At 44.8% G+C, this 17,652-nt stretch carries 14 protein-coding genes; 11 read left to right on the top strand and 3 right to left on the bottom strand.

The window, feature by feature from the left end:
- Positions 1 to 21 precede the first annotated feature (21 nt).
- Positions 22 to 798, top strand: coding sequence for a sulfite exporter TauE/SafE family protein (locus tag D1164_RS02570; protein WP_241558244.1), 777 nt, complete (start codon positions 22 to 24; stop codon positions 796 to 798).
- A 12-nt stretch (positions 799 to 810) separates the two neighbouring features.
- Entirely contained in the window at positions 811 to 1,269 is a 459-nt protein-coding gene (locus D1164_RS02565) for a DoxX family protein (RefSeq protein WP_119348383.1), read from the top strand.
- 204 nt (positions 1,270 to 1,473) lie between these two features.
- Here D1164_RS02565 and D1164_RS02560 read toward each other — a convergent pair whose 3' ends face one another.
- Positions 1,474 to 1,944: a hypothetical protein gene (locus D1164_RS02560; protein ID WP_119348382.1), complete on the bottom strand. Its 471-nt coding sequence runs from the start codon at positions 1,942 to 1,944 to the stop codon at positions 1,474 to 1,476.
- A 142-nt stretch (positions 1,945 to 2,086) separates the two neighbouring features.
- Between D1164_RS02560 and D1164_RS02555 the strand changes: the two genes are divergently transcribed.
- Positions 2,087 to 2,617 carry a nitroreductase family protein gene (locus tag D1164_RS02555; protein WP_119348381.1) on the top strand — a complete coding sequence of 177 codons (531 nt, stop codon included), beginning with the start codon at positions 2,087 to 2,089 and terminating at the stop codon, positions 2,615 to 2,617.
- Between the two features lie 71 nt (positions 2,618 to 2,688).
- On the opposite strand, the gene D1164_RS02550 is transcribed toward D1164_RS02555, so the two are convergent.
- A complete protein-coding gene (locus tag D1164_RS02550; RefSeq protein ID WP_119348380.1) occupies positions 2,689 to 3,555 on the bottom strand; it encodes an alpha/beta hydrolase in 867 nt (288 codons plus the stop codon).
- 151 nt (positions 3,556 to 3,706) lie between these two features.
- Between D1164_RS02550 and D1164_RS02545 the strand changes: the two genes are divergently transcribed.
- From D1164_RS02545 to D1164_RS02535, 3 genes are all read left to right on the top strand, one after another.
- Positions 3,707 to 4,996, top strand: coding sequence for an MFS transporter (locus tag D1164_RS02545; RefSeq protein WP_119348693.1), 1,290 nt, complete (start codon positions 3,707 to 3,709; stop codon positions 4,994 to 4,996).
- 179 nt (positions 4,997 to 5,175) lie between these two features.
- A complete protein-coding gene (locus D1164_RS02540) occupies positions 5,176 to 5,880 on the top strand; it encodes an aspartate/glutamate racemase family protein (RefSeq protein WP_119348379.1) in 705 nt (234 codons plus the stop codon).
- A gap of 92 nt (positions 5,881 to 5,972) precedes the next feature.
- Positions 5,973 to 8,171, top strand: a complete 2,199-nt coding sequence (locus D1164_RS02535) for a multiheme c-type cytochrome (protein WP_172594317.1) — start codon at positions 5,973 to 5,975, stop codon at positions 8,169 to 8,171.
- Between the two features lie 253 nt (positions 8,172 to 8,424).
- Here D1164_RS02535 and D1164_RS02530 read toward each other — a convergent pair whose 3' ends face one another.
- On the bottom strand, positions 8,425 to 10,092 hold the full coding sequence (locus D1164_RS02530) for a glycoside hydrolase family 88 protein (protein WP_119348377.1): 1,668 nt from the start codon (positions 10,090 to 10,092) through the stop codon (positions 8,425 to 8,427).
- A gap of 233 nt (positions 10,093 to 10,325) precedes the next feature.
- Between D1164_RS02530 and D1164_RS02525 the strand changes: the two genes are divergently transcribed.
- The 5 genes from D1164_RS02525 to narI are packed head-to-tail and all read left to right on the top strand — an operon-like array spanning position 10,326 to position 17,638.
- Entirely contained in the window at positions 10,326 to 11,159 is an 834-nt protein-coding gene (locus tag D1164_RS02525) for a c-type cytochrome (RefSeq protein WP_119348376.1), read from the top strand.
- A gap of 43 nt (positions 11,160 to 11,202) precedes the next feature.
- The gene (locus D1164_RS02520; RefSeq protein WP_119348375.1) at positions 11,203 to 14,814 is read left to right on the top strand and encodes a nitrate reductase subunit alpha; all 3,612 of its coding nucleotides are present in this window, start codon (positions 11,203 to 11,205) and stop codon (positions 14,812 to 14,814) included.
- Between the two features lie 18 nt (positions 14,815 to 14,832).
- Positions 14,833 to 16,326 (top strand): nitrate reductase subunit beta, encoded by a 1,494-nt coding sequence (narH, locus tag D1164_RS02515; protein ID WP_119348374.1) that lies wholly within the window; start codon positions 14,833 to 14,835, stop codon positions 16,324 to 16,326.
- 1 nt (position 16,327) lies between these two features.
- Complete coding sequence (locus D1164_RS02510) at positions 16,328 to 16,927, top strand: hypothetical protein (RefSeq protein WP_119348373.1); 600 nt, start codon at positions 16,328 to 16,330, stop codon at positions 16,925 to 16,927.
- A gap of 33 nt (positions 16,928 to 16,960) precedes the next feature.
- Positions 16,961 to 17,638 carry a respiratory nitrate reductase subunit gamma gene (gene narI / locus D1164_RS02505; RefSeq protein WP_119348372.1) on the top strand — a complete coding sequence of 226 codons (678 nt, stop codon included), beginning with the start codon at positions 16,961 to 16,963 and terminating at the stop codon, positions 17,636 to 17,638.
- Positions 17,639 to 17,652: the final 14 nt, after the last annotated feature.

Below are 17,652 nucleotides of genomic sequence, written 5' to 3'. Positions count from 1 at the left end.
TGCGGACAGAAAAGAGAAAAAATGCTGGAAATTACAGTCATATGTTTTACCGCCTTTTTTACTGCCATACTTACCTTTTTTTCCGGGTTTGGATTGGGAACCATTTTAATGCCTGTATTCGCCCTGTTTTTTCCGGTGGAGATTGCCATTGCCTTAACCGGCGTCGTACATTTTGCCAATAATATTTTCAAAATGGGCCTGGTAGGGAAAATGGCCAGCAGGCCGGTTCTAATCAGGTTTGGTATTCCGGCTGTTATGGCATCTTTTATTGGAGCATGGCTGTTACTAAAAATAACCGGTTTACCTTCTGTTTATGAATATGAGCTTTGGGGTAGAATGTTTCAGATAACACCGGTGAAGCTAATCATTGCCGTTCTTTTGTTGTTCTTTTCCGTGTCTGAAATTTTGCCGGCGATGCAAAAGATCCAGATGGGAGGTAACAGGTTGATTTTTGGCGGTTTGTTGAGTGGTTTTTTCGGGGGGCTGGCAGGTGTTCAGGGGGCTTTGCGGAGTGCTTTTCTTATAAAAAGCGGGCTTTCCAAAGAAGCATTTATTGCCACCGGGGTAATTATTGCGTCGTTGGTTGACATTACAAGGTTGTCGGTTTATGCTTCGCGATTTACGACTTCCGGCTTGTCTGAGAATTTGACATTGCTTGTTTCTGCAACTCTTGCTGCCATTGCCGGCGCTTTTGCCGGGAGCAGGCTGCTCAAAAAAGTAACTTTCCGGTTCGTTCAGGTTTTAGTGGCTGTAATGCTTACTTTTATTTCCATTGGTTTGGGTGCAGGACTCATTTAAAATGAGGGTATTATGAATTCAATAAAAAAGATTGGAGCGTGGCTTTGGAGTTCGGACAATGACAACCGATCGATGATTCCGCGTATTATAGTGGGGCTGGTTTTCCTCTCCGAAGGCATTCAGAAGTTTCTTTATCCTGAAATGGTAGGAGTAGGCCGCTTTGAAAATATCGGTTTCGAAAACCCGGAATTCTGGGCATATTTTGTTGCAAGCTTCGAGGTTGTTTGCGGAGTATTCATACTAACCGGACTGCTGACAAGGCTCGCAACTATTCCGTTGTTAACAATTATGGCAACAGCCCTGATTACAACAAAAATCCCCATTCTGCTGAATGAAGGATTCTGGTTTATGGCCCATGCTGCCCGTACGGATTTTGCCATGGCCATGTTGCTTATTTTTCTGCTGGTAAACGGGCCGGGGAAGTTTTCAGCAGATTACAAATTTTTTCATTTTCCCTTTTCCGGTACATAAAATGCTCTGGAAGAATCTTTCTTTTCTAAGTATTTTATGTTCTTTACTCGTGTCTGATACTCAGTCTGGTTACTTTTATGCCTGCTAACTTCCCCGTTTTTTTACGTCATTTCCTGCTATGAATTTTGCCCTTGTTCAGGCAGGATTTTGGCTATGGCCCGTTTTTCTGGTTACCCTGTTACTTTCAGATTATAACCTGGATTTTTAGTTTAACAGGTGTTTATAGTTGCCGTTGAGTAAATTGGGCAGGTAATTGGCAATTAATCCCAATGCTTTTTCGTCATCTATTTTTTGGGGAGTAATAACTTCCTGTCTTTTTACTTCGTCAGCATTCAGGACGGCGTCGTTAATTTCGGTGGGAACAGTGCTCCATGTTTTCTTTATGGGCCTGACGCCAAATCCTTTTTGTGAACAGCCGTAGCATACTTCAAAAAAAGATGTAGTGGCTATGTAAACAACTCCTTTGGCAGTACTACGCTTTACTACAGTAACCGGTTTGTCAGAGCCCTCATAGGTCAGGTTCCAAACTTTTTCAACTGATTTATCAGGCGTTACATTTTCAACGGCCTCTATCTCATAGTTTATAATTTTAGTGCTAAAATCAATGGCATTGGCAAGAGCCGGGAGAAAGAGGCAACAAAGGACGAACAAACTCAATACATTTAATTTTTTCATGGTTTCCAATTTTAATTAAAAAAATAGTTTTTGTTATTCTGAACATAGAATGAGACGACCGGATTGGAAAATCGTTACAAAAAAATCTTGATTTTATTAAAAAAAGCATATTTTTCCGGTTTTGATCTGTAATGAAGAAATTATGAAGTTTGCTGAGCTTATAAACCGCCGTTATTCCGTCAGGAGTTATAAAGACACGCCTGTAGATGATAAAAAAATACTGCAAATACTGGAGGCAGCCAGACTGGCGCCATCGGCTGTAAATTTTCAACCATGGCATTTTATTGTGATAAAAAAAACGGAGAATTTGGTCAAATTACATAATGCTTATCAACGCGACTGGTTTAAAACAGCGCCGGTTGTTATCTTGGCCTGTGCCGATCATTCGCAATCGTGGAAAAGGAGTATTGACGGGAAAGATTCAGCAGAAATTGACGTTGCCATTGCCATTGACCACCTGACCCTTCAGGCAGCCGAACTGGGATTGGGGACCTGCTGGGTGTGCAATTTTGATACGCAGCGCAGTGCGGAGGCATTGAAACTTCCGGGTTATATTGTGCCGGTAGCTATGATACCGTTAGGTTATCCGGAAGAAGAAAAAATTCCTCCCAAGAAACGTAAACAGTTGGAAGAAATCGTTCATTGGGAAGAATTTAAGCAGCATTATTCGTAGCGCTTTTCCATGTAGGTTGTCCCAAAGGCTGGGAAAATTCTACACATTCAATTTAGAATTGCCGGCAGGTTTTACCGGTGAAATTTTTCTGAGATAAATTTTAGTCCGTCGTATAGCCCTGTGCGCCAGTATTCCCATCGGTGAGCACCGTCGCGTACACGGTATTCATGAGGAATACCCAGGTTGCGCATTTTTACATGAAGAGCCGAATTGCCTTTGTAAAGAAAATCATCGTCGCCACAGTCAATGTAAAACCGGATGGATTTTAGTTTGTCTGCATCCACGGTTTCCAGCAGGTGCAGCGGACTGTAAGATTTCCAGTAATCGGTCACTTTGCCGTCAGTCGGTTTCGGACCAAAAATATTTCCGAAATAACGCTCGTATGCACTACCGGTTAGTATTTCTTCATCGGTAAATGTGCCGGCGCTGAGAGCAACGCATGACGAAAACAGGTCAGGGTGTCGCATGGAAAGCAAGAGAGCGCCGTTTCCTCCCATGGAAAGTCCGGCAATGGCCCTGAATTCCTTTTTGCTGCGAATGCGGTATTCTTTTTCAATATGTGGTATAAATTCTTCGGTAAACATGTCTTCCCACGGATCATCGCCGTTGTGGCTGTTCACGTACCACGAAACTTTCCCATCAGGCATTACAATAATGCAGGGAGGAAAATCGCCGTTTTCAATTCCCCGATCGGCAATGGAATTTGCTTCGCCAAACTGAATCCAGCCTGTTTCATCGTCGGAATACCCGTGTAACAGATAGAGCACAGGGTAGCTCCTTTGTGAAATATCGTAGTCGGGTGGAAGGTAAACAGAGTATTCTACAGGATAACTCACCTTTTGGCTTTCAAATACCAGGGATTCAAGAACTTTTCCGGTTTGTGCAAAAAGTGAAACGGCCACAAAAGAAGCGGCCAAAAGTAAAACTATCTTCTTCATTTTGTCATATAATTTTGATTTACAGCAAAACTATTCAAATTAATTATACCGATGGACGATTTTTCCAAATTATCCGGAATGTTGCATCTGTTACAAAATTTGGTTTTTACTTTATTTAGATTTGGAAGAAACCAATATTGAAACTTACACCATGAATATCAGGGGAAACAGCAGAAGAGGCCTGACTGGCAGTACAGTTGGATTTTTTTTCGGATTTGCAGCGGTTGCTTTATACGGACCAACAGCTGTCAAGTTTAAGGAAGCGATGGATTTAACACCCGCATTGGTAGGCCTGCTAATTGCAATTCCGGCACTTTCGGGCTCTCTGTTGCGTATTCCTTTTGGCGCTTCGGTAGATACCAACGGAGGGAAAAAATCATTTCTGATTCTTATGCTGCTCAGTGTTATAGGGCTGGGCGGCGTTACCCTGCTGTTATTTACTTCTTATCCCGATGGCATGAAAGGCATGTACGGCCTTGTATTGACTTTTGGCTTTTTAAGTGGCTGCGGAATTGCCACCTTTTCAGTAGGTATCGGGCAAACTTCTTACTGGTTTCCCCGAAATAAGCAGGGTATGGCGCTGGGTATCTTTGGCGGTCTCGGAAACCTTGCCCCAGGAATTTTTTCTTTGGTATTGCCCGTATTTTTGACATACTACGGATTTATTTCCGCTTACTTTGCATGGTTTCTCTTCTTGCTTGTGGGGACTATCCTTTACGGGATTGTCGGTGTAAATGCTTATTATTTTCAATATCGAAAAGCCGGGGTTCCGGAGGCTAAAGCGATAGAAAAGGCCCGGGAAAAAGGGCAGGAGATTTTTCCTGCAGGCAGTATAAAAGACAGCCTTCTCCTTTCTGCAAAAGTTAAAAATACCTGGGCGCTTGTGGCTTTGTATTTTACCACTTTTGGCGGGTTTATTGCTTTGACGGCATGGTTCCCGACCTATTGGGCCGAATTCCAGGGTTTCAATTCGGTAAAGGCAGGATTATATACAGCAGTTTTTTCCATTCTCGCTTCGGTGTTGCGTGTTCCCGGCGGGTCTGTAGCCGACAGGTTTGGGGGAGAGAAGGTGGCCCTGCTCGCAATAACTGCCATTCTGATTTCCACGGCAGCACTTTCCATTTCACATTCTGTCCCGGGCAGTGTCTTTGCTGTGCTATTGCTGGCTGCCGGTATGGGATTTGCCAACGCTGCAATATTTAAACTGGTACCGGTTTATGTGCCGAATGCAGTGGGCGGCGCTGCCGGCTGGATTGGCGGACTGGGGGCTTTTGGCGGATTTGCCCTGCCTCCTGTTATGGGAACCATTGCAGGAGCATTTGGCGCAGTTGGTTATGCCCGGGGCTTTCTGGTTTTTGTTATCCTGGCCTTAATAAATGTGCTCATCCTGGCTTTTTTGCTGAGGGCCAGAAATAGCAGGCTGGTAGAAAAAATTCGCTGAGTCTACTTGTTTATAAATCAAATTAAACAGAATGAGTTTTTTAAATGGATAAAAAGGTCTTAATGGTGTTTGGGATTTAATTTCTACATTTGCTTTCGAAGATTCTGCTAAATACTAAACAAGGTGACATAACAGGATGTTTAGGGATATTGTTTGTAGGGGTATAAAATCGTTTTTAAATGAAATCAATAGGTATTATTGGAGGATTGGGGCCGGAAGCCACCGTCGATTATTATAAGGAGATTATTAGTCAGATCAATACGTTAAACGGGAACGGAAGTCTGAACTACCCGGAAATTATTGTGTACAGTGTTAATATGGCCACCTTTATCGGTCGGCTGGAAAAAAAAGATTACACAGGAGCGGCGGGTTATATTGTCGAATGTATTTCAAAGTTGGAATTGGCAGGAGCTGATTTTGCGGTCATTAGCGCCAATACTCCCCATTTATTTTTTGACGAAATCAGAGAAAAGGTGACTATTCCGCTTATCAGTATTGTAGAGGCCTGCAAAACAAGGGCAAAGCAAACCGGACTAAAACGCTGCGGATTGTTTGGTACCAAGTTTACCATGAATGCCTCTTTCTTTTCCGATGTTTTTGGCCGCGACAATATTGAGGTTATTTCGCCGGATTCAGATGATATTAACCGGATTAACGAATTGCTTTTTACCGAACTTGAAATAGGAATTTTTAAGGAGAGCACCCAAACTGAATTGCTAGGGATTGTTCAGAAAATGATTGACAAACATGGTATCGATTCGCTAATTCAGGGCTGTACCGAATTTCCCATTATGTTTACAGAAGAAAAATACCTGGGAATTCCATTCCTCAATACAACCCGGATCCATGTTGACGAGATGGTAAAAAAATCGATGTCGAGCTGATTGCTTTTACAACGAACGGAATAAGGATTCGCAAAGGAAGTAACAGGCTCATGAATAATATTTTCAGAAATAAATTCGCTGTCCTGTCTATTATGTCATTTTTAGGCATTATTGTTTGGTTGCTCGCAGGAATAGTCAGAAAAGGCAAGGAAGAAACGGCCACTGTCGCGGAAACGCGGGAGTCCCGTTTTGTGGGTAGCGCTGCTTGTAAAGAATGCCATGAACTGGAATATGAGGCCTGGAAAAAATCCGATCATTATAAGGCAATGCAGGTTGCAGGCGAGGAAACCGTGCTGGGAGACTTTAATAATGTACGGTTCGAAAGCAAAGGTTTCACCAACAGGATGTTTAAAAAGGACAGCACTTTTTATATGGTAATGGAAAACCGGGAAGGAGTGCCCGATACCTTCGAGGTGAAATATACTTTCGGACATTATCCCTTGCAGCAATATATCATTGAATTTCCGGATGGGCGGTACCAGTGTACGCATGTTGCCTGGGACAGCCGCGATAATAAGTGGTTCGATTTATATCCGGAACTGGAGATTCACCACAGCGAGTGGTTGCATTGGACCGGCGGGGCACAAAACTGGAATAACATGTGTGCCGATTGTCATTCTACCAACCTGCAAAAAAATTATACGGATGCAACCGGAAGTTATCAAACTACCTGGGATGAAATAAATGTGTCGTGCGAATCGTGTCATGGCCCTGGCAGTGAACATGTTAGACTTTCCAAATTGTATCCCGATTCCAGCGAGGTTTTCGGAACGGTCTATTTAGGCCGAAACTCACAACAGCAGGAGCAAATGCAGTTTTGCGCCCGTTGCCATTCGAGGAGGTCGCAGCTGACCAACCGTTTTCATCACGACGAGCATTGGACGGATCAATACAGTCCTGATATTTTGCGGCCCGGCTTATATTTTGCCGATGGGCAGATACTGGATGAGGTATATGTTTGGGGCTCCTTCGTGCAAAGTAAAATGCACCGGGAAGGCGTGCGGTGTACCGATTGTCATGATCCGCATACATATGAACGAAAACTTCCCGGAAACCAGCTTTGCTACCAGTGCCACGACTTCCGGGTGTATGATAACCGGTCCCATCATTTTCATGAACCGGGGAGTGAAGGCGCCCAGTGTGAAAGTTGCCATATGCCGGGGCGTCATTATATGGTAAACGATTACCGGCCCGATCATAGTTTTCGTGTTCCCCGCCCCGATTTGAGCGTAAAATATGACATGCCCAATGCCTGCAATACGTGTCATGATGATCAGTCGGCACAATGGGCATCGGATTGGGTAAATGAATGGTATGGTAAAGAGCGGGAATTTCATTTTTCGGAAGTGCTGCTGCGGGCTGCCAACCATGAATCCTCCCCGGAGGAAATTGCACACCTTGTGAGCATTGATACAGTTCCGGACATTGCCAAGGCCACGGCAGTGTATTATCTGGAGAATTACGGAGGACCACAGGCACAACAAGTGCTGCTGAACTCCCTCAACCATCCGTCTTTTTTAGTTCGGCGCACGGCAATAGAAGGATTGGGCATGTACAACCCGGAGGAAAACAAAGAGCATTTTATCCATATGCTATCCGATACGGCACGGGTGGTGCGCCTGGCAGCATTTAATGCCTTGGCTGGAATGGATATTTCTTCTTCGCCTGCAGAAATTATTACCCAGTACAATAAAGTAAACGAAGAGTTTTTTAGTAACCACCGGAACAATGCCGATTTTCCGGGGGAGAAAATGCACATGGCACAGTATTATCACCGTTCGGGGCAAACCGGGCTGGCGCAGCAATATTATGAGGAAACCCTGAAAAAGGATAATTATCAGAATATGGCCCGGATGAATCTGGCCATTATCTACAATTCCCAAAATCAAAATCAGCGGGCTGCTGCTTTGCTTAAAAAAGTAGTGGAACAGGAGCCGGATTATGATCACGCTTATTATTCCCTGGGGTTGTTATATGCAGAAATGAACAAAGCAGATTCTGCCGTTTTCTATTTGAAGGAATGTACGCAGGTGAACCATCAAAATGCGGCGGCCTATTACAATTTGGGGCTTTTGTACCAACAGCAAAGTGAAAAGCAGAAGGCTGAAAATACCTTCCTTGAAGGATTAAAAAATAATCCGGGCAACGAAAGGTTGTTGTACGCCATTTCCCATTTTTATGTGCAGGAACAAAAGAGGGAACAGGCAAAAAGATATGCCCGGGAACTGGTCCGGTTATTCCCGGGAAGGCAGGAGTATATTCAGCTGTTACAAATGGCAGAAGGACAGTGAGCTGAATGGTTTGTGATTGTCCCGGATGATGGTTTATTCAGATACTGTACCAGTGTTACATAACATTCTTTTGTATTGAATCAGCCTATTGAAAGCATCAAGCATTTTTAGTTGTTTAATTCCACTATCGTGTACAATTTATAATAACTCTACAGTACTTTCATATAAGATATACCATATTACAGGAATCCGCTTATGATTGCCATGTTTTTTTGAACTGAATTTAAGTTGGATTAATAATTTGGTTTTTACTTCAATCATCTTTCTGAAGTTGCAGGAGCGCCTGAAGGAGGATGCCTATTTGATCGGAGTTTTCGTAAGTAGTTTTGTCAGGGTGACCGACAAAAAGTTTGCCTCTCCAGAGGTATCGAACAGCTTCATCTGCCACTTCAATCGCCAATCTATTCCAAGCATTCTCACGAGTCAGTCTGTACATAGCAGAACAAAACTTAATCATACGACCGTAATGATCGGCGAAAAGGCCGTAGGGAGCCTGATAGACGTAACCACCCTTCCTGTAATCCTCAACGAATTGTTTATTAAAATTCCCCTGGGGAACATAGCGTGTGTGGCTTATACCACGTTCGTTTTTATAGGTTTCTCTGGAAAAGGGTTGAATGGCATCGCGGAGGGCAAACCAGTCTTCGAATCCTGCATAGCGTCCCTCCCATGCCCGGGTTAGGACAATGCCGAATCGTTGTGCAGTTGGCAGATAAGCATCGCGATCCACATGCTCTGCAGCCCAGGCATAAAGCTGTGCAGTAAAAAGGGGCATCTCATGCCAGCCGGCATCGGGTAACCAGGAGGCCAGATACCCTTCCGGTTCGTCTTTGCCATCGACAAAGTCGCGTAATGCATCGGCACGCACTGGCTTGCCATCAAGAGTAAGATGCGCATAGAATAGTTCCTTATCGGAATCATAGCCATATTGTGCATAACCGTCAAGTATTGTGCGCCCCATGGAGATCATCTCCTTGTCACCGAGTTGTTGCCCGATTTCGATAAGGTTCCTGACAAATGGCATAACCGTCGTTGTAAAATCCCTAGTGTCGTACCGATCAACTCCTTGCCCGTATTGCCCTCCTGAACCGGAAATCAGACCCGTTTGCGGATTGAGTCGTTGCCAATGGTATCCGGCTACTTTCTTGCACCAGTCATGGTATTTCTGCTCACCTGTTTGTATGGCAGCATATGCCCAGGCACTCATAAGGGTGCCGTCACACCATGAAAAGGACCATCCATGTTGTTTGTCGGAATGCCGATTAGTTTCCCCGGTAGTTTTGTCAACTACATGACATTCCCATATTCGGTCAGCATAAGCACGCGCCTTATCGGGATCGGCAGCCCACCATAATTCCCAATCCATAGGCCAAAACCACAGTTCATGGTGGTCGCCATCCTGATCATTTGCTCTGTCTGTATAAAAATTCCATGAAATGTGTCCCCCAAGAGCCGGGAAGCCGCGTCGGTCGACGGCGTAATTTAGGTTGAAACGAAGTGCATCAAGTACAGCGTTGCGGTATTTCGGATCTCCTGTAAATTGGGTCATCAGATCCATCGCACGGAAAGTATATTGATCGTAGAAATGATTGGAAGACCCCGGAGCTCGACGGGACATACGCCCTGCATCAACACGTACAGAAACAGAAGGTGCTGTGGGCGGTTCCTGGGGGCATTCCAGCGTATCCTGGGTTAAAATGGCGGCAAACATGGGGGAATGCTTATCCCCATAACGATCACGACCATATTCAATAAGGGTATCTAATGCAGTACGTACTAACTGCTGGTAATCATTTGCTTGCATCTCTGTGGATTTGCGTAAATGGCTATCAGCCCGATGCATCGCAAGGAAATCTCCCGGAACTATGGTTATGCCAGAAGCTACAGCTCCGGTAGTCTTTAAAAAACCTCTCCTTAGCATATAGATATTATTTTATAGTTACTTCTTTCGTCAGCTAAATATAATCATTTCGTATTCATTGAAACAAATTTGCATTGAATCAGCCTATTGACAGCATCAGGCATTTTTAGCTGCTTAATTCCGATAACGGGTAAAAAGTATAAAAAATTTTGCTAATATTGACAAAAGGATTTTTTTGTCCGCTTTAAAGTTGTATTTTTACAATATTCAACTAACAAGATTTTTTGAGTGCTATGAAAAACCAATATGCTACACTAGCCCTGTTGATGCTTTTTTCTATCCATGCTTCATTGTATGCTCAGGAAAGTGGAGAAGACTTGTTTAAAGCGACATGTGTTACCTGTCATACTATTGGAGGCGGGCGCCTGATCGGCCCTGATTTAAGCGGAGTGAATGACAAAAGGGAGCAGGAATGGCTGTTCCGGTTTATTCGTTCTTCCCAAAAACTTATTAAGGAAAATGACCTGGTAGCTGTGGAACTCTTCAAGGAATACAGCGGGATTCCAATGCCCGATAATGATTTAAACGATGCTGAAATTATCAGTATTCTTGATTATATAAAAGAAACTGGTCTGGGAACTTCTGATGTTACAGAGGAATCAGTTGCAAAGCCTGACCTGGATACAACTAAAAAGACAGCCACCGTGACTTTTTCTGCTGATATGCTGAAAAAAGGAAACGCGCTTTTTTATGGTCATGAAAGCTTTGCGAATGGAGCGCCTTCCTGTATCGCCTGCCACAATATACAGGATGAGTCCATTATTGGCGGAGGAAAGTTAAGTTTCGACCTTACCGGTTCCTATGGCAGGTTGGGGGAGGCCGGAGTTCTGGCAATTCTTAAAAACCCGCCTTTCCCCGCCATGAATGTGGCCTTGCAGAATAAAAACCTGACTGACGAAGAAATGGAGGCAGTAACAGCCATGCTCCATTTTGTAAACGAACGTTATGCGGATGATCCGTCTCGTTCTGCTGGAGGAGTAATCTATGCCATTATAAGTTTGGTAATCGCCCTGTTTTTACTCATTCATATCTATATTCTTTACGACAACCGGAAAGTGCCTTCGTAATATCGGGTAGTAATCCATTGTAAAATCAAAAAAAACAAAATATATGAGTTGGATAAAAGATATGATTTCTCCCAAAGCGCGGAAATGGGAGGAGTTTTACCGTAACCGCTGGCAGCACGATAAAGTAGTTCGAAGTACCCACGGCGTAAATTGTACGGGCGGTTGCAGTTGGAATATTCATGTAAAAGACGGCATAGTGGTTTGGGAGTCGCAGGCACTGGACTATCCGTTGCTCGAAAATTCCCTGCCTCACTACGAACCACGGGGTTGCCAGCGGGGTATCTCTTTTTCATGGTATCTGTACAGTCCGGTACGCGTGAAATACCCGATGATAAGGGGCGCCTTAATTGATATTTTCAGGGAAGAAAAAGAAAAGACAGGAGATGCCTTGCTTGCCTGGCAAAATATTCAACAGGATCCGCAGAAAAGAAAGCGCTACCAGAAAGCCCGTGGAAAAGGCGGTTTTCGTCGTATCTCATGGGACGAAGCGTTGGAAATTATTGGCGCGGCAAACATTTATACTGCTAAAAAATATGGACCCGACAGGGTGGTGGGCTTTTCACCCATACCAGCCATGTCAATGATGAGTTTTGCAGCCGGTTCCCGTTTTTTGCAACTGTTTGGTGGCGTAAACCTGAGCTTTTACGACTGGTATTGTGACCTGCCTAACTCGTTTCCTGAAACCTGGGGTGAACAAACCGACGTTTGCGAAAGCGCTGATTGGTACAATTCCAAATTTATTGCGGTGATGGGGGCCAACCTGGGGATGACGCGTACGCCCGACGTTCACTTTTTTTCCGAATCAAGGCACAACGGTACCAAAACAGTGGTATTTTCTCCGGATTTTAATATGGTCGCAAAATATGCCGATCAATGGGTTCCGGTACACGCCGGGCAGGACGGTTCTTTTTGGATGGCCGTAACACACGTTATTCTGAAAGAAGCACATTTTGAGCAGAAGGTTCCTTACTTTATCGAATACACAAAAAAATATACTGACGCTCCGTTTTTGGTGGAGCTGAACAGGGAAGGGGAAAATTATGTTCCGGGAAAGCTGTTGCGGGCGAATATTTTAGAGAAATATGAAACGGCAGAAAATGGAGACTGGAAGTTTCTGAATATCGATGAAAAGAGCGGGGAGTTTGTTTGCCCGTCGGGAAGTTCGGGGCACCGCTGGCAGGAAAAAAAGGGAAAATGGAACATCCGGTTCAGGGATGGTGAAACCGGGGATGAATACAATCCGCTGCTCAGTCTGATAGAACAAAACGATGAAATCTTGCAGGTGGATATTACCCGTTTTGATAAGAATGAAAAAATAAAAAGAGGGGTTCCCGTGCGTTACGTAACAACGGCAGCCGGGAAGGTGGCATTTACCACCGTTTATGATCTGATGATGGCCCAGTACGGGGTCAGCAGGGGGCTTGAGGGTGATTATCCGGCAGATTACGAAGATTCCGGTTCGGTTTATACGCCGGCATGGCAGGAAATATATTCGGGAATCAGTGCAGGAACGGTAATCCGGTTTGCCCGTGAGTGGTACCGCACCGCGCAGGCTACCAACGGAAAATGTATGGTTATCATTGGCGCAGGGATCAATCACTGGTATCACAGTAATTTGATTTACCGGTCGGCTACCATGTCGCTGATTCTTACCGGCTGTATCGGGGTAAATGGTGGCGGAATGAACCACTATGTGGGGCAGGAAAAGCTGGCACCTGTTGATTCGTGGGGTACCATCATGTCGGGTAAAGACTGGAAGATTCCGGCCCGGTTTCAGCAGGCTCCCATCTGGCATTACATCCATTCCGATCAGTGGCGGTACGATGGCAACCAGGCCGACTACAATGCAGTCCCCAAAAATGAATTTTCTTCGCAGCATTCTGCCGATCTTATTGCCAAATCGGTAAGAAACGGATGGATGCCGTTTTTCCCCCAATACAATAAAAATCCGTTTGACATTGTAAAGGAGGCAAAAAAGGCAGGCGCTTCGGGGAGCAAAGAAATTCAGCAGTATATAATTGAAAAACTGAAATCAGGAGATTTAAAGTATTCGGTCAATCATCCGGATGAAGAGGTGAATTTTCCAAGGGTATGGTATATCTGGAGGGGAAATGCCCTGATGTCAAGTGCAAAAGGGCATGAATATTTTTTGAAACATTACCTGGGAACCCACCATAATGAAATTGCCGACGAAGTAGCAAAAGAGTTTGTGAAGGAGATTGAATGGAAAGAGGATGCCCCGGAGGGAAAAATGGATTTGGTGGTGGATTTAAATTTCAGAATGGATACGTCTGCATTATATTCCGATATCGTCCTGCCGGCTGCTTCCTGGTATGAAAAAGCAGACCTGAACAGTACCGACATGCACTCCTTTATTCATCCTCTTTCTGCGGCTATTCCGCCAGTCTGGGAATCTAAACCCGACTGGGTTATTTTTCGGGAAATTGCGCGGGTAACCAGTGAACTGGCTAAAGTGCATTTGCCGGAACCACAACTGGATGTGGTGAATTTACCCATTGCGCACGATTCGAAGGGGGAAATTTCGCAGAGGGAAATAAAAGACTGGTTCGCCGGGGAGTGCGAGCCGGAACCCGGAAAAACCATGCACAATATGGTGACAGTTGAAAGAGATTATACAAAGCTTTACGACCGGTTTATAAGTTTGGGTGACAACGTAAAAAACGGAGTGGGTGCACACGGCACTTCTTTTCAGTGCGACGATTTTTATGAGGGGCTGCTCTCCGATAAAAAACATACTCATACGGTTGACGGCAAATCTTACCCTTCCATCAAAGAGGATGTGGAAGCCATTGATGCGTTGTTGCAACTTTCATCCTTAACGAACGGAAAGCTGAGCGAACGAGCGTTTGTGAGTGCAGAACAAAATACGGGCGTTGATTTGAGTAACCTTCGTCCGAAAAATAATGAGTCTTCGGTACGGTACAAAGACTTACTTTCTCAACCGCGAAGGCTGCTCAATTCTCCTATTTGGTCGGGTTTAATGGATAATGGCAGGGCTTATTCGGCCTTTACTCTGAATGTGGAATACCTTGTTCCGTGGAGAACCCTTACCGGGCGGCAACATTTTTACCTTGACCACGAGGGGTACATTCATTTTGGTGAAAACCTGCCAACATACAAACCTTCGCCGCGCCCTGAATTGTATGGCGATTTACGCAAATCGGTGAATGAAGGCAGGGCCAAACTGCTGAATGTGCTGACCCCTCACGGGAAATGGCACATTCACTCCACTTACGGAGACACATTGCGCATGCTTACCCTTTCGCGGGGAATGGAACCCTGCTGGCTCAGCGAAAAAGATGCAAAAGAGCTTGGGATAAAGGACAACGACTGGGTGGAAGTGCTGAACGACAATGGCGTGTATTGTACACGCGCCTGTGTAAGTTCCCGCATTCCTTCGGGAATATGTATCGTTTACCATTCGCCCGAACGGACTTATTCGGTACCTAAATCGCCCAGCCGCGGAAACAGAAGGGCTGGCGGTCATAACAGCCTTACAAGGGTGCACCTGAAACCCAACCTGTTGGTGGGTGGTTACGGTCAGTTCACCTTCCACATGAATTACTGGGGGCCTGTGGGGGTTAACCGGGATACTTTTGTTTTTGTGCAGAAAATGAATCAGGTGAATTTTTAAATCGATAAAACGACAATTATGGATATACGATCGCAGATTTCAATGGTCTTTCACCTCGATAAGTGTATTGGGTGCCACACCTGTTCCATTGCCTGTAAAAATACATGGACCGACAGAAAAGGAGCCGAATACATGTGGTGGAACAATGTGGAAACCAAACCGGGGACCGGCTATCCGGGGAAATGGGAAGATCAGGAAGCTTACAAAGGCGGATGGGAAAAAAATGGAGATTCGTTAAAATTGAAAGGAGTGGGGAAAGTGAAAGGATTAAAAAAAATGTTTCATAATACCCACATGCCTACCATGGATAATTACTATGAGCCATGGACTTATCAGTATGAAAAATTGTTTGATTCTCCGGAAGGAGACGACCAGCCAACAGCAGAGCCGGTTTCACTGGTAACCGGTGAAAAAATGACGCCGAAAGCAGGGCCCAACTGGGACGACGATTTGGGAGGATCGCCAGAATATGCCCGAAACGATGTAAACCTGAAAGATTTGTCACCGGCAGAAAGGGAAACCATGTTCCAGTTGGAACGGATGGTAATGTTTTACCTGCCGCGTATTTGCAACCACTGCCTAAATCCGGCCTGTGTTGCCGCATGTCCTTCCGGCGCTATTTACAAAAGGGGGGAAGACGGGATTGTACTTGTTAATCAGGAGCGCTGCAGGGCCTGGAGAATGTGTGTTACAGCATGTCCTTACAAGAAGGTTTATTTTAACTGGCACACCGGTAAATCAGAAAAGTGCATTCTCTGTTATCCACGGCTCGAAACCGGGCAGGCACCGGCCTGCATGCACTCGTGTGTGGGACGTATCCGGTACCTTGGTGTCATGCTTTATGACGCCGACCGCCTGAAAGAGGTGGCTTCCTGCGATGAAAAAGATCTCGTAAAAAAACAGCTTGATTTGTATCTCGATCCGAACGATCCCGAAGTGATTGCCGCTGCAAAAACATGCGGAATTCCGGATTCTACCATTGAAGCGGCGCAAAAATCCCCGGTTTGGAAGTATGTGAAAGAGTGGGGGGTGGCTTTGCCCCTTCACCCTGAGTTTCGCACGTTGCCCAGTTTGTTTTACGTAATGCCATTGTTGCCGGCCATGGCGCAAATCAACGATGACAATAATTACCACAATGTGGGATCGGCACTTTGGGATGACATGGACAACCCGCGCCTTCCGTTAAAATACCTTGCCAGCCTTTTCAGTGCGGGAGATACCACTATCATTGGAAATATTCTGAAAAAGCTGATGAGCGTTCGGCAGTACCGCCGGGCAGTTACCGTAGGGGATATCAGTTGGGATGATGTGGATAAAATTATGCTGGAATCGGGTTTGACGCCTGATGTGGCAGAAGATATTTACCGGTTAACCTCTTTGGCCAGGCTGGAAGAACGTTTTGTTATTCCTCCGGCGCATCGTGAAGAAGCCATTGAAATGATGGAAGAAACCCATATTCATAAGGGGAGTACAGGGTTCGGATTTATGAAAAAACCAAAACGAGGATTGTAAAATGAAGGATTTAACACATTATACAGACCTGGCTGCCATTTTCAGGTATCCCACTCCGAAAAGGGAATCCTTCATTGGAGTGTGGCGGAAAATTATCTGGAATGGGCTGACTGAACAGGGACCTAAACTTGAAATGTTTATTACGCATGTTCAGGAGAAAACCATCGCCGCCCAGCAGGAATATTACATCAGCACCTTTGACGTACAGGCAGTTTGTTATCTGGATATCGGCTACGTACTTTACGGAGAAGATTATAACCGGGGTATATTTCTGGCCAACATGAAAAAAGAACAGGAGAACGCAGGGAATGACTGCGGAAGTGAACTTCCGGATCACCTGCCCAATATGCTCACTTTGTTGCCCAAACTCGGGGATCAAAACCTGGCTGAAGAACTAGTCGTTTCAATAATGATTCCGGCGCTTGAAAAGATGATTGAGTCGTTTCAGGCTACCGATAATGTGTATAAAGGAATGCTGGAAGTACTTCTGAATGTGATGAAAAATGACTATCCTGCTTCTGAATTTGAACGGTTTAATTTCAGTTCGCAGGAAAAGGCCAGGAGTTTTGAATGCCTGCCACAATGGAGGAATATTAAATAGCCTTTGTAGTTAATAGTTATAAAGAACGATGTTATGAACGGAGTTTTCTTTTTTATTGTATTGCCTTACCTTGCAACGCTTTCCTTGCTTTTAGGCAGTATTTACAGGTACCGTTTTTCCGGATACCAGGTTTCCTCTCTTTCCAGCCAGTTTCTTGAAAGTAAACAACTGTATTTCGGGAGCAGGCCGTTTCACTGGGGACTGATTTTTCTTTTTTTCGGCCACCTGGCAGCATTTCTTACGCCACGCGCTGTGTTAGCCTGGAACCAGGTACCCCTGCGCCTGTATATTCTGGAATTTACCGCTTTTGCTTTTGGGTTTATTGTTTTGGCCGGACTCATTTTGTTGATTTTAAGGCGCATCAAAACAAAAAGGCTCCGCGTTGTAACAACCTGGATGGATATTTTTGTTTATATTATCCTTTTGACTCAGGTGGTTACAGGGCTTTGGACTGCCTTCTTTTTCAGGTGGGGGTCGTCGTGGTTTGCCCTGGTGTTAACTCCTTACCTGCGGTCTGTTTTTAAACTCAATCCTGAAATAGCGGCTGTATCCCAACTTCCGGTGGCGGTTCAGATTCACATTATTTCGGCCTTTATTTTAATCGGAATGATTCCGTTTACCCGTTTTATGCACTTTCTGGTTTATCCGTTTACCTACCTTTGGAGGCCATACCAGCAGGTAATCTGGAACTACCGAAATACCAAAAATTAAACAGGGAATTGCTC

It is taken from the genome of Mariniphaga sediminis (genome assembly GCF_003573545.1).
In the GTDB taxonomy this organism is placed as follows: domain Bacteria; phylum Bacteroidota; class Bacteroidia; order Bacteroidales; family Prolixibacteraceae; genus Mariniphaga; species Mariniphaga sediminis.
The sequence above is the reverse complement of the archived record's forward strand: the minus strand, read 5'-3'. Positions and strand labels throughout refer to the sequence as shown.